The organism is Gelidibacter maritimus, from assembly GCF_014062315.1.
Lineage (GTDB): Bacteria > Bacteroidota > Bacteroidia > Flavobacteriales > Flavobacteriaceae > Gelidibacter > Gelidibacter maritimus.
Genome location: NZ_JACGLT010000001.1, coordinates 462,283 through 476,224, shown reverse-complemented (window position 1 = coordinate 476,224; position 13,942 = coordinate 462,283). Strand labels below are relative to the sequence as shown.

Genomic DNA, 13,942 nt, shown 5'->3' with positions numbered 1-13,942 from the left:
TACTAAATATTTGCGACAGCCTTAATTTCGGAAATGATCTTATCCGCAAGACCGTCGGCTTCATCCTGTGAAGGTGCTTCGGTATAGATTCTGATAATGGGCTCCGTATTACTCTTGCGTAAATGAACCCAACTGTCACTAAAGTCTATTTTGACGCCGTCAATAGTTGTTAGTTTTTCATTTTTATAGCGTTCTTCCATCGCTTTTAAAATCGCATCTACATCTATTTCTGGCGTTAAATCGATTTTTTTCTTACCCATAAAATAGTTTGGATAGGTCGCTCGAAGTGCACTAGTGGTCATCCCTTTTTCTGCCAATAGACTTAAAAATAAGGCCACGCCAACTAATGCGTCACGACCATAATGCAATTCAGGATAAATAATGCCTCCATTACCTTCGCCACCGATCACCGCATCGTTCTTTTTCATCAATTCCACCACGTTCACCTCTCCTACTGCACTGGCTTCATAACTCCCGCCATGCTTTTCAGTAATATCCCTTAAAGCTCTTGTGGAACTCATATTGCTAACTGTATTGCCAGGGGTTTTGCTCAGCACATAATCTGCACAGGCCACTAAAGTGTATTCTTCTCCAAACATTTCCCCTTTTTCATCCACAAACGCCAAACGGTCCACATCAGGATCTACTGCAATCCCGAAATGCGCTTGCTCTTTGACTACCATGGCAGATAAATCTTTTAGATGCTCCTTTAAAGGTTCTGGATTATGTGGAAAATGGCCGGTAGGTTCACAATATAACTTTACGGCCTCCACACCCAAACGCTCCAATAATAACGGAATGATAATCCCGCCTGAGGAATTGACACCATCAACAACCACTTTAAACTTTGCCTCTTTAATGGCTTCTTTATTCACCAATGACATTTTTAGAACTTCGTCAATATGGATGTCCATATAAGCCTCATTTTTTCCGATTTTACCAAGATCATCCACTTCTGCAAAAGTCATTTGATCGGCTTCGGCTATCTCCAAAATACGTGCGCCTTCAGCAGCATTCAAAAACTCACCCTTGGCATTAAGCAACTTAAGGGCATTCCATTGTTTTGGATTATGGCTGGCGGTCAATATAATACCACCATCGGCATGTTCCATTGGCACGGCAACCTCAACCGTAGGCGTGGTTGACAATCCGAGATCGATAACATGGATGCCCAAGCCAACCAAGGTATTCATCACCAAGTTTTGGATCATTTCTCCAGAAATCCGTGCATCTCGCCCAATCACCACGCGGTAGTTATCTTTATTTCGTTGTTCTTTTAACCAGATTCCATAAGCAGATGCAAATTTAACAGCATCAATAGGCGTCAAATTATCGCCTACCTTACCTCCAATAGTGCCTCGTATGCCTGAAATTGATTTTATAAGTGTCATATTTTCTAATTTTAAAATGAAAAACAAATATACAATTACAAAATCAGAAATTTTGTGATGTGCTTATCGAAATTTGTGATGCGCTTGTCGAATTACTAAAATCCTATTCCGTAAATTAGACCAATGAATTTTTTAGCCCATATTTATCTATCAGGAAACAATGAATTAATCACCATTGGCAACTTTATGGCAGATGGTATCAAAGGGAAAAACTATAAAAAGTATCCCGTTGAAATTCAAATTGGCATTCTCCTCCATCGTGAAATTGATACGTTTACTGATGCACATCCTACAGTTCGATTAAGCACCAAACGCTTGCACAAAAACTACAGCCATTACAGCGGGGTGATCGTGGATATTTTATACGATCATTTTTTAGCGAAAAACTGGGGCCACTACTCGCCTATCCCATTGGATATATATGTAGATGACTTTTACGAAACCTTAAAAACACACGCAGAATATTTACCATTGCGCGTTCAAAAAATGGTGCCGTATATGATTGCAGGGAATTGGCTGTTTCATTATGCAAAAATTGAAGGCATTCAGAATGTTTTAAATGGCATGAACAGACGAACCAACAATATCTCTGGAATGGATCAGGCCACCAATGAACTCAAGGAATTCTATCATGAGTTTGAAGCGGAATTCACCAGTTTCTTTGAAGAACTGCGGTTGTTTTCAGGTGAAAAATTAGCAGAACTGAAACTGAAGTTTGCTTTGGAATAGTCTGTCGGTTCTAAAATTTATTGCAAACCTGCAATTAATCTAATACTAGAGATTGCTCATTTAAAATCCGAGTAGGCATTGCCCCATCTAAGGGAAGGCTAATTCTCAAATTAATTAATCATTGGAGCTTTATTGCTCCCTTTAGTCCCGATAATTATCAGGAGGGTCAAACAAAGAATCGGCATTGTACTTCAGTTTTTAACTTTTATGATCCAAAGAGGTTATACAAATAAATTTTATATAATTTGTATCTTTAAAGATGATTTTTAACACCAACGCCAATATGAAAAATTTCCTAATTTGTTTCGTCTCGTTTTTTTCACTTTCGATATTTTCTCAGGGTACCCAACTGCTGAGACAGCCCACAATTTCAAAAACCGAAGTGGTATTTATTTATGCCAACGATTTGTGGAAAGCACCTCTAAATGGTGGTACTGCAATTCGGTTGACCAGTGGCGAGGGCTACGAATCCAATCCTCATTTTTCAAAAGATGGCAAAACCATAGCTTTTACGGCAGAATATGATGGCAATACCGATGTGTACATCATGCCTTCAGAAGGTGGTGAGCCAAAACGCATCACCTTTCATCCGGATGGCGACTACGTTGAAGGATGGACACCAGATAATAAGATTCTCTTCCGTTCAGGTCGTGAAGGCAAACCTACGGCAACTACAAAACTATATACCGTTGGAACAGATGGCAGTTTTCCAGAAGCTTTAGACCTGCAAAGAGCAGCCTACGGCGATATTTCTGCAGATGGAAAATATATTGCCTATACACCAATTACTTCTTGGGATCCTGAATGGCGAAACTATCGCGGCGGACAGGCCATGCCTATCTGGATTGTCGATTTGGAAACAAAGGATTTAATTACGACACCACAGTTGGATAAAGAACGTCATTTAGATCCGATATGGTTAAACGGCGTGGTTTATTATTTGTCAGAACGTGATTACACCAGCAATATCTGGTCCTTTGATCCGAAAACCAAAACCGAAAAACAAATTACCTTCCACAAAAAATTTGACGTTAAAAGTCTAAGTGCCAATCAAGATCAAATTGTTTATGAACAGGGTGGTTATCTCCATCTTTTAAATGTTGAAACTTTAGATACCAAACCGCTGCATATTACTGCAACGGGCGACTTGAATTTTGCGAGGCCACGATGGGAAGACGTTTCCGCTAACCGATTGAGCAATCCGCAAATTTCACCAAAAGGCATGCGTGCTGTTTTTGAGCATCGTGGGGATATTTTTACAGTTCCGAAAGAACATGGTACTTGGCGGAATCTTACCAACACATCAGGAGTAGCCGACCGCAGTCCTATCTGGTCTCCCAAAGGTGATAAAATAGCCTGGTTTTCTGATGCCAGCGGTAATTATAAAATGGTTGTGGCCGATCAAGATGGTAACAATCAAGAGGAAATCACCTTACCCAATGCCACCTTTTTCTTTAAACCGGAGTGGTCCAATGACGGAAAACACATTGCATATACTGATACTGACTACAATATCTGGGTGCTGAATTTAGACACAAAAAAAGCCGTTAAGGCAGATACGGATCGGTATGCCCACCCTGAACGTTCCATGAATCCGGTTTGGTCTCCCGACAGTAAATGGATCGCCTATGCCAAACAATTGGAAAGCCATTTCAAGGCTATTTTTGTCTATAATGTTGACACCAATGAGAACATTCAAATTACAGATGGGATGGCCGATGCCATAACCCCAGTTTGGGATGCTACAGGAAAGTATATTTTTACCTTGGCAAGTACCAATTACGGACTCACTTCAGGTTGGTTGGATATGAGTTCTTATGATGTGAATGTGACCCGTGGGCTGTATGCTATCGTTTTGAACAGTAAAGATGATGCGCCAATCCTTCCAAAAACGGATGAAGAAAATTCCAAAAAACAGGACGATAAATCAGAAGGCAAGAAAGACGACAAAAAGAAAAAAAGCGATTCCAAAGACGACCTAACTGAAGTCCCTAAAATTGTCATTGATAAAGACAATATTTTCAATCGCACTGTTCCACTTCAGCTTAAACAAGCTAAGTATGTTGGATTAATTAAAGGTCCAAAGAACGTTGTTTTTGTTGCAGAGACAATTCCAGATGAATCAGGACAAAAAATACACAGTTATAGCTTAGAAGATGGAAAAGCCACGGATTATGCGAAAAACATTTCCGAAATGGTCGTTTCTGCAGATCGTGAAAATGCCTTGATCAGACAAAACAATAACTGGAGCATTGTCAACACATCAAAACCTCCAAAAGATGAGGAAAAACTCAAAATGGATCTTAAAATAAAAGTAGATCCCAAAGAAGAATACCATCAAATGTTCAAGGAAGGCTGGCGCTATATGCGTGATTTCCTTTATGTAAATAACGTCCATGGGGCTCCTTGGGATACCATTTATGAATGGTATGCGCCGTGGATTGACCATGTACGGCACAGAACAGATTTAAATTATGTCATAGATATTATGAGTGGCGAGGTGTCCATTGGGCACTCCTACGTATCTGGTGGCGATATGCCGAAAATTGATCGTGTGCCAGTGGGCTTGTTGGGATGCGACTTTGAATGGACGACTGACGGTTATCGGATCAGAAAAATTTACACGGGCGAAACATGGAATCCAGATATCTACGCACCTTTAGGCTTACCAGGCATAAACGTGAACGAGGGCGATTATATCATTTCCATCAATGGTAAAACAGTGAATCCAAAAGAAAATATTTACAGCCTTTTGGAACAAACCGCAAATCGGGAAACGACAATTGAAGTGAACAGCAAACCATCAAAAACAGGTGCTAAATCATTTTTGGTAAAGCCAGTAACCAATGAAAGAGGGCTTCGGTATATGGATTGGGTAGAAGGCAACCGTAAAAAGGTTGATGAACTCTCCGATGGTAAATTGGCCTATGTATATGTGCCAAATACAAGCCAACCTGGATTTGCGTCCTTCAACAGGTATTATTTTGCGCAACAGGATAAAAAAGGTGTGATTATTGACGAGCGCAACAATGGTGGCGGATCAGCGGCAGATTATATGATCGATATCATGTCTCGTGAGCTGTTTGGTTACTTCAACAGTAAAACCAACGATAACCGACCTTGGACCACACCCATGGCAGGCATTTGGGGACCAAAAGTCATGCTGATCAATGAACGTGCAGGCTCTGGAGGCGATTTACTGCCTTATATGTTTAAAGCGAAAAACATCGGACCGCTGATTGGCACCAGAACATGGGGCGGATTAGTGGGTACTTGGGACACACCTCCTTTTATTGACGGCGGGCGCATGGTAGCACCACGTGGCGGTTTTTATGATGTCAATGGCGAATGGGCCGTTGAAGGCGAAGGTGTTGCGCCAGACATAGAAGTCATACAAACCCCAAAAGGCACTCAAGACGGTGGCGATCCGCAATTGGAACGTGGCGTTAAGGAAGCCCTAAAACTTCTGGAAACCCAAGAATTTGAAATGAAACCAGAACCAGCGGCTCCAGTGAGATGGAAACGACCTGAGGGGTATGAAAACGAAAATTAGGAGTTGTATCACAGAGATGCACGGAGAAACACAGAGCGACACGAAGATTTAAAAATTATTGATAGTCCCTAAGATAAAACTCTGCGTAGCTTTGTGAAATCCATGCCTTGCCGGCAGGCAGGTCTGCTAAACTCTGCGTAACTACCCTGCGAATCTCTGTGTCACAACCCAATGAAATACCTATCTTCGCAAATAAAACCCACAACCATTGGCCAAACCAAAAAAAGTTCTAAAAATTATTGCTGGAGTAATCGTGTTCTTCACGCTTCCTACCCTGCTCTTCTTCGGTTTTTTGTATCTCAAATACGACGAGGATTTACCAACGGGAACCAAAGGTGAACCTGCAGAAGTATTGGCAACTAAAATGCTCAATGCTTTAGATTATGAAGCCTATGAGAATACAAACTATATAGAATGGACCTTCAATAAACGTCATCATTATAAATGGAATAAAGCAGAAAACACCTGTCAGGTCTATTGGAAAGCCTATCGCGTGGATTTGGATTTGAACGATCCGCCCAAAAGTGAAGCCTTTGAAAACGAGGAAAAAGTTGACGGGGAATCTTCTAAAAGACTCATTGATAAAGCGGTCTCTAATTTTAATAACGATTCGTTTTGGCTGGTTGCACCTTACAAAGTGTTTGATCCTGGCACAGAACGCCGTATGGTAACTCTTGAAAATGGAACTGATGGACTCTTGGTCACTTACACTTCAGGTGGAACGACGCCTGGCGATTCTTATTTATGGCATTTGGATGCTTCAGGAAAACCTAAAAGCTTCCAAATGTGGGTAGATATACTCCCCATCGATGGACTGGAAGCCACATGGAGCGATTGGACAACTACTGAAAGTGGTGCCAAATTACCGACGTTTCATAAGTTTATGGTCTTTGGATTGGAGATTACGGATTTGGTAGGCACGAACTAATGTTCTTCTTCACGACTGAAGGAAAATGTCCCGCTGATCACGAAGATTTCCTCAGAACCCTATCCTTTATTCCATTAAAACAGTCCACTACTTTTTACTTCTTACCAAACCAACAAATACCTAATACCTAATCTCTGATGCTACTTCTCACCTCTCAACAACTCACCTCTCACCCTATTTCTATAGACTAAAACCAAAGACCGCCAACTGCTTGCCCGTCCGTAGCATATTGCGAACGCGGGAAGACTGCCAACTACTTCCGCTGTCCCACAAAATTATGGTCTTTAAGTTTAAACAGCACATTAAATGTGGTTAAGCTTCCGTAACTTCTGGTGATATACTGCTGCAAATCAATTTTCTCCTGCTCTTCAAGATTGCTACTATTGATCTTTTGTTCCATCACACGTAAACGGTCGCGCACCATGGTGATTTTGTGAAAAAAAGTGTCGATCGGGACTTCTGTTGCTTTTAAATTGGAGTCGCCAGGTTGCATGATGAGTTTGCCTCCTTTCCATTTATCGCCAATATTGACGACTTCACTCACATCACTCCATTTTTTCAGAATGGATTTCAAAGTATTTTCCACTTCGTAAAAACTGATGGTATCCACATCATCTTCGGCGGCTTCAATAACTTCAAAGTCGCTATCTAAGTCTATCGTTTCCAATCCACCTTCAATAAATGTCACCCAGTAATGTTTTGAGGTTACATTTGTGACAACACCCTTGCCAAATTCCGGGTGATTGATTCTGGAGCTGATTCCTAATAATTGCATGGTCTGATTTTTTATTTTGAATTACAATAATAATAAATCTGATCGTCATTGGACACTCACATTCTTATATAGTTTTGAACAAATGAAAATCACTAAAAAAATCCCGAAAACATTCGGGATTTTATAAAACGGCAGTTAACGCCATCTGTTGCGTATGTCATCTAAAAACAATTACCGTTTCCATAGCAAACACAATTCTAATTTTTTATAATTTTCATCACGGTTTTTGTTGATCGGTGGTCCGAAATTTCAAGAAAATAAATACCTTTGGGTTGATGTAATTCAATAGCAATCTTCTTTGTATGCTGATACTGCTTATTCATTAGCACCTGTCCTGTAACGGAAAGTAATCTTAAGTAGACCTTGGCCTGCTCATGTTTAAAAGTAACCGAAAAGTCACCTTTTGTAGGGTTGGGATACAGCACCAAACCATCGGTGAGGGCAAAATCTTCAACGGACATGGTTTCCATCGAAAGTTTCTGAATAAACCCATCATTTCGTCCGTAAGACGTGAGTTTCCCGGTACTTTTACCAATATTAAAGTCGGCTGAATTATAAAAATATCCCACCGTATAAATTTTTCCAGAAGCCTCCACAACTGTAGATGCTGTCTTGTCAATACTTGGTCCTCCCATCTGTCTGAGCCAAATATGCTTGCCGTCAGGATCAAATTTCTGGATAAACATATCATAGCCTTCTTGAGACGTTAGACTTAAATTTCCAACACCTGAATCAAAGTCAGCTTGATTAAAGAAATTTCCAGTTATGATAACGTTACCATCAGCATCATTTGTGATTGACACTCCTTCGTCATTGCCTCTTCCGCCCATATAGTTGGCCCACAAAAAATTACCGTTGGTGTCCAATTTTTGAACAAATACATTAGAACCACCTGTGGCTGTCATATTAAAAACACCATCACCAGGGTCAAAATCTACAGTTTGAACGAAATGACCCGTCGTATAGACATTGCCCTGAGCATCTACTGAAATGGAGGTACCTTTATCAACGCCCACGCTTCCCATTTGTTTTACCCAAATAAAATCGCCGTTTTCATCAACTTTAAGAATAAAGATATCTTCATAACCTGCAGAGGTTAAAATAGAATCATCCATTCCAGGATTAAAATCTACCGTACCTTTAAAGTCGCCCGTCAAGTAAACATCACCGTTTGCATCCAAAGCTATAGCCAGTGGATATTCTGACAAAACACCACCATATTGTTTCGCCCAGATAAACTCACCGTCAGTATTCAATTTTAACAGGTACGCCTCTGAATCGCCGTTTGAAGTCATATTATAGACACCCTCTCCTGGATCAAAATCTACGGTTTCTCGAAAAAACCCGCAAATATAAACACCACCATTCAAGTCGGTACGGATGGCATATCCAAAATCATTTTCGACACCTCCCAATTGCTTAACCCACTGAAAATTGCCGTTGGTATCATATTTAATTATATAAGTGTCATAATCACCATTTGAGGTAAATACTGCAGGTTCACCATCCGGATTAAAGTCTACAGTATAGGCAAAAACTCCAGTCAAATAAACATTTCCCAAGGCGTCAGTAGTGATTGAATGCGCATATTCTTCAGAAACACCACCAAATTTTTTAACCCAAAGCAAATTGCCATCGGTATCCAATTTTTGAATAAAAGCATCTGTATATCCATTGGAGGTAAAATTGGCAGAGGATTCTCCTGGGTCCAAATCGGCTGTTCCCGAAAAATGTCCTCCAACGTAAAGTTGTCCGTTTAAATCGGTGGTAATTGTAGATGCTACTATAGCACCACTGCCACCAATTTGCTTTACCCATTCAAAAGTTGGGTTTTGCGAATAAAGTGAAGTGGTCGATATGCATAGACTTGAAATAATGACGAAAAAAGTAATTCTAAAATTCATAATAAATTGATTTTGAAGTTAATGTAATCTATTTATCAACACCATCGGTAAAAGGAACAAACGTCATCATAATATTCTTACATATTCTTGAACTTTTAGACTTCTTGATTAAATGACATTATACTTTTCAATAGTCTACCAACATTATTTAACAAAACTCTAAATAGGCACTTCTTCATTTTTTACTTCATAATCAGTACCTTTGCAAACCTGTCTGTAAATCAGGCAAGATTGCTATGAATATGAGTGAATTTGAAGAAAAAATTGAGGTACAGGGCGCACGCGTTCACAACCTAAAAAATATAGATGTTTCCATTCCCCGAGAGAAACTTGTGGTTATTACCGGACTTTCAGGAAGTGGAAAATCGTCCCTGGCATTTGATACGATTTATGCCGAAGGCCAACGTCGGTATATTGAAACATTTTCAGCCTATGCACGTCAGTTTTTGGGTGGTTTGGAACGCCCTGATGTTGATAAAATTGATGGTCTTTCGCCAGTCATTGCCATAGAACAGAAAACGACCAGCAAATCGCCCCGCTCCACTGTGGGCACCATTACTGAGATTTACGATTTTTTACGTCTGCTTTACGCTCGGGCGAGTGATGCCTATAGCTATAACACAGGCGAAAAAATGGTGAGTTATACGGATGAGCAAATCAAGAATTTGATCAAGGAAAATTATAATGGCAAACGCATCAACATTTTAGCGCCTGTCATCCGTACAAGAAAGGGACATTACCGTGAATTGTTTGAGCAAATCGCAAAACAGGGTTTTGTAAAAGTCCGTGCAGATGGTGAAGTGAGAGACCTTGTCAAGGGGATGAAATTAGACCGTTACAAAAACCACGATATCGAAATTGTTATTGACCGACTCAAGATTGACGACTCGGATGACAATGATAAACGCCTTACAGAGACCATCAATACTGCCATGTATCACGGTGATGATATTTTAATGGTTTTAGATCATGATACTAGCGAAACCCGATACTTCAGTAGAAGTTTGATGTGTCCTACTACGGGAGTCTCCTATCCTAATCCGGAACCCAATAATTTTTCGTTCAATTCGCCAAAAGGCGCATGTCCAAAGTGTAACGGGATTGGAAAACTCTATCAGGTCAATGAGAAAAAAATCATTCCCGACGATAGCCTATCCATTAAGGCAGGCGCGCTGGCACCACATGGCCCCTACAAAAATAGTTGGATTTTCAAGCAATTTGAAACCATTGCCCAACGGTTCAATTTTCAGTTGACCGATCCTTACAAAGGCATTCCTGAAGAAGCAAAACAAATGATCTTGTACGGTGGAAGCGAAAAGTTTTCTGTAGAAAGTAAAACACTAGGCGTTACCCGCGATTATAAGATTGATTTTGAAGGCGTGGCCAATTTTATAGAAAACCAATTTGCCGCAGCCGAGACGACCTCGTTGAAACGCTGGGCAAAAGAATATATGGACAAGGTGGAATGTGATGAATGTCACGGCTCACGCTTGCGACAAGAATCGCTTTATTTTAAAGTGAACGGATTGAATATTGCAGATTTGGCAAATAAAGATATAGTCGATTTAGCCGCATGGTTTTCAGATTTGTCGTCTCAGATTTCTGAAAAGCAATTATTGATATCGGAAGAAATCATCAAAGAAATTAGAACCCGATTACAGTTTTTGTTAGATGTAGGTTTGGATTATCTATCGCTTAACAGAAGCTCAAAATCCCTGTCCGGAGGTGAAGCACAACGGATCCGATTGGCAACTCAAATTGGATCTCAATTGGTAGGTGTTCTTTATATTTTGGATGAACCAAGTATTGGATTGCATCAAAGGGATAATGAAAAACTGATTAAATCATTATTATCACTTCGCGATATTGGTAATTCTGTGATTGTAGTAGAACATGATAAAGACATGATTGAAAGCGCGGATTATGTCATTGATATCGGACCGAGAGCAGGCAAGCATGGTGGAGAAATTATTAGCACGGGTACTCCAGAAGAATTAAAGACGCACAATACGCTTACTGCAGATTATCTCAATGGTACCAAACAAATTGAGATTCCTAAAAAACGTCGGGATGGCAACGGCAAATTTCTTGAGTTGAAAGGCTGTACAGGAAATAATCTTAAAAACGTTTCCGTAAAGCTTCCGTTGGGAATGATGCTTGGTGTGACCGGGGTTTCTGGTAGTGGTAAATCGACTTTAATTAATGAGACCCTCTACCCGATTCTGAATGCCCATTATTTTAACGGCGTTAAAAAACCAATGCCCTACAAAAGCATCAAAGGCCTGGAACATATTGACAAAGTCATTGACATCAACCAATCGCCCATCGGACGAACGCCACGAAGTAATCCTGCTACTTACACTAAAACTTTTGACGAAGTTCGGAGCTTGTTTGCAAAAATTCCTGAGGCTATGATTCGTGGTTATAAACCAGGTCGTTTTAGCTTTAATGTCAAAGGCGGACGCTGTGAGACTTGTCAAGGCGCCGGTTTAAGAGTTATTGAAATGAACTTTCTTCCAGATGTTTATGTCGAGTGCGAAACCTGTCAGGGGAAACGATTTAATCGAGAAACCTTAGAAATCCGTTATAAAGGAAAATCAATAAGTGATGTGCTGGATATGACCATCAATGAAGCTGTCGATTTTTTCGAGCATATTCCTAAAATCCACAAAAAACTGCAAACTATAAAGGATGTAGGTTTGGGCTATATCACACTTGGCCAACAAAGCACCACCCTGTCTGGAGGTGAGGCACAACGGATTAAATTGGCCACTGAATTGAGCAAACGCGATACTGGTAATACCTTTTATATCCTGGATGAACCCACTACCGGTTTGCACTTTGAAGACATCCGGGTATTGATGAACGTGCTAAACGAACTCGTCAACAAGGGCAATACTATTTTAATTATCGAGCACAATATGGATGTGATTAAAATTGTGGACTATATTATTGATATTGGTTATGAAGGCGGTAAAGGTGGTGGACAGATTATTGTGGAAGGTACGCCAGAAGAAGTTGCAAAACACAAGAAAAGTTATACTGCACGCTTCCTTAAAGAAGAACTCAAAAACCAATAAAAAGAAGAAGTTTTTTAGAGTTTACAAGTAAAACACTATGAATATGGTCAAAGATTTATGCAAAACAGCACATTAACAAGCTTATAACTTTACTATCTTAGTGATGTAACTTTAAAACTAAACAATTATGAGAGGTATTCTTTGGCTTGTAGCCGTAATTTGTATTGTAGTATGGCTTTTAGGCTTTTTGGGTGTTGTAGAGGGATTAGCCACTAATAGTTTGATCCATATTTTACTGGTCATTGCTGTCATTGCTATTCTTTACAATATCATTTCTGGCCGTAAGCCGCTTTAAATAGCATTGATATAGTATAACACGACATGAACCTGTGAAGAGGCAAATTTTATAATTTGTCTCTTTTTTTATTCTCACTGATGGGCTTAAATCTTTAGACCTACCCTCATCGAAAAAGCCAATTCCTTTTTCATACCTCGTGCCCGCCGGTGCCGGTCGGACAGGCCTCCACATTTTAAATTGAAATAGTGTGAACGGCTGTGATGCGGATTAATCTATAATACTTCGTTCTATAACTCCAAGTCATCACTTGTAATTTAAAAAGTCAAAACAAAACGGTTTTAAAACCAATTGAATAGAACTTATTAGGTTTTTTCTATTAAATTTGTGTGTTTTGGCATAATGTTAGGCATGAGGCATGAGTGTATGTCCCTAATATAGGAATTGGCAATATGTAACCCTAACTGAAGACTGAGACTGAAAACCGAGACTAAAAATACAAATAATCAATAAAAATAGACCTACAGATAATGAGATTAGAAAAACATAGCAAAGCTTGGAACGAGATAAAAACAAACGATTCATGGGCCATCTTTAAAATAATGGGCGAGTTTGTAAATGGCTACGAAAAATTGAGCAAAATTGGACCTTGTGTTTCCGTTTTCGGTTCGGCACGTACCAAGCCAGATCATAAATATTATAAATTGGCAGAGGAAATTGCCAAAAAAATTGTCGAGCATGGTTATGGGGTTATCACTGGCGGGGGTCCAGGTATAATGGAAGCCGGAAATAAGGGGGCACACATTGCAGGTGGCACTTCGGTTGGATTAAATATTGATCTGCCTTTTGAACAGCATGATAATCCGTATATTGACGCTGATAAAAGCTTAGATTTTGACTATTTCTTTGTGAGAAAGGTCATGTTCGTTAAATACTCCCAAGGCTTTGTAGTGATGCCCGGTGGATTTGGAACTTTGGACGAATTGTTTGAAGCCATCACCCTCATTCAAACAAATAAGATTGAAGAATTTCCTATTATTCTAGTGGGCACTGAATTTTGGTCAGGTCTTTTAGACTGGGTAAGAACCACACTTTTGGACTCGTTTAGTAATATCAGTGCCAAAGATATGGACCTGATTCATTTGGTTGATACCCCAGATGAAGTATTGGAAATACTGGACAACTTCTATAAAGAATTTGAACTGAGCCCGAATTTCTAAAAAGCAGAGCTCCCATCGTATCTTATCGCAAATATGGATGGTCATAAAACTCTATGAAATCTATAATAAATAGTGCATATTTCGTATGTATTGAGTAACAAGTATGTTATTCCCACTATTGATTTTT

At 39.8% G+C, this 13,942-nt stretch carries 9 protein-coding genes; 6 read left to right on the top strand and 3 right to left on the bottom strand.

What is annotated here, in order from left to right; genetic code table 11:
- Window positions 1–2: 2 nt before the first annotated feature.
- Entirely contained in the window at window positions 3–1,391 is a 1,389-nt protein-coding gene (gene glmM / locus H3Z82_RS02010; RefSeq protein WP_182202203.1) for a phosphoglucosamine mutase, read from the bottom strand.
- Between the two features lie 123 nt (window positions 1,392–1,514).
- Between glmM and H3Z82_RS02005 the strand changes: the two genes are divergently transcribed.
- From H3Z82_RS02005 to H3Z82_RS01995, 3 genes are all read left to right on the top strand, one after another.
- Complete coding sequence (locus H3Z82_RS02005) at window positions 1,515–2,120, top strand: acyl carrier protein phosphodiesterase (RefSeq protein WP_182202202.1); 606 nt, start codon at window positions 1,515–1,517, stop codon at window positions 2,118–2,120.
- 283 nt (window positions 2,121–2,403) lie between these two features.
- Window positions 2,404–5,673 carry a S41 family peptidase gene (locus H3Z82_RS02000; protein WP_182202201.1) on the top strand — a complete coding sequence of 1,090 codons (3,270 nt, stop codon included), beginning with the start codon at window positions 2,404–2,406 and terminating at the stop codon, window positions 5,671–5,673.
- A 208-nt stretch (window positions 5,674–5,881) separates the two neighbouring features.
- Window positions 5,882–6,601 carry a hypothetical protein gene (locus H3Z82_RS01995; RefSeq protein WP_182202200.1) on the top strand — a complete coding sequence of 240 codons (720 nt, stop codon included), beginning with the start codon at window positions 5,882–5,884 and terminating at the stop codon, window positions 6,599–6,601.
- A 253-nt stretch (window positions 6,602–6,854) separates the two neighbouring features.
- On the opposite strand, the gene H3Z82_RS01990 is transcribed toward H3Z82_RS01995, so the two are convergent.
- Together H3Z82_RS01990 and H3Z82_RS01985 are read right to left on the bottom strand one after the other, a co-directional pair.
- On the bottom strand, window positions 6,855–7,376 hold the full coding sequence (locus H3Z82_RS01990; protein ID WP_182202199.1) for a hypothetical protein: 522 nt from the start codon (window positions 7,374–7,376) through the stop codon (window positions 6,855–6,857).
- Between the two features lie 197 nt (window positions 7,377–7,573).
- Entirely contained in the window at window positions 7,574–9,280 is a 1,707-nt protein-coding gene (locus H3Z82_RS01985; RefSeq protein ID WP_182202198.1) for an SBBP repeat-containing protein, read from the bottom strand.
- Window positions 9,281–9,522: 242 nt separating this feature from the next.
- On the opposite strand from H3Z82_RS01985, the gene uvrA reads away from it, so the two are divergent.
- From uvrA to H3Z82_RS01970, 3 genes are all read left to right on the top strand, one after another.
- The gene (gene uvrA / locus H3Z82_RS01980) at window positions 9,523–12,360 is read left to right on the top strand and encodes an excinuclease ABC subunit UvrA (RefSeq protein ID WP_182202197.1); all 2,838 of its coding nucleotides are present in this window, start codon (window positions 9,523–9,525) and stop codon (window positions 12,358–12,360) included.
- A gap of 127 nt (window positions 12,361–12,487) precedes the next feature.
- Complete coding sequence (locus tag H3Z82_RS01975; protein ID WP_182202196.1) at window positions 12,488–12,655, top strand: lmo0937 family membrane protein; 168 nt, start codon at window positions 12,488–12,490, stop codon at window positions 12,653–12,655.
- A gap of 470 nt (window positions 12,656–13,125) precedes the next feature.
- Window positions 13,126–13,815 (top strand): LOG family protein, encoded by a 690-nt coding sequence (locus tag H3Z82_RS01970; protein WP_182202195.1) that lies wholly within the window; start codon window positions 13,126–13,128, stop codon window positions 13,813–13,815.
- The last annotated feature ends 127 nt before the right edge of the window (window positions 13,816–13,942 follow it).

Bases quoted from the DNA above. Each gene is read 5' to 3' on its own strand.
- glmM (WP_182202203.1), bottom strand. From the start codon at position 1,391: ATGACACTTATAAAATCAATTTCAGGCATACGAGGCACTATTGGAGGT.
- H3Z82_RS02005 (WP_182202202.1), top strand. From the start codon at position 1,515: ATGAATTTTTTAGCCCATATTTATCTATCAGGAAACAATGAATTAATC.
- H3Z82_RS02000 (WP_182202201.1), top strand. From the start codon at position 2,404: ATGAAAAATTTCCTAATTTGTTTCGTCTCGTTTTTTTCACTTTCGATA.
- H3Z82_RS01990 (WP_182202199.1), bottom strand. From the start codon at position 7,376: ATGCAATTATTAGGAATCAGCTCCAGAATCAATCACCCGGAATTTGGC.
- H3Z82_RS01985 (WP_182202198.1), bottom strand. From the start codon at position 9,280: ATGAATTTTAGAATTACTTTTTTCGTCATTATTTCAAGTCTATGCATA.
- uvrA (WP_182202197.1), top strand. From the start codon at position 9,523: ATGAGTGAATTTGAAGAAAAAATTGAGGTACAGGGCGCACGCGTTCAC.
- H3Z82_RS01975 (WP_182202196.1), top strand. From the start codon at position 12,488: ATGAGAGGTATTCTTTGGCTTGTAGCCGTAATTTGTATTGTAGTATGG.
- H3Z82_RS01970 (WP_182202195.1), top strand. From the start codon at position 13,126: ATGAGATTAGAAAAACATAGCAAAGCTTGGAACGAGATAAAAACAAAC.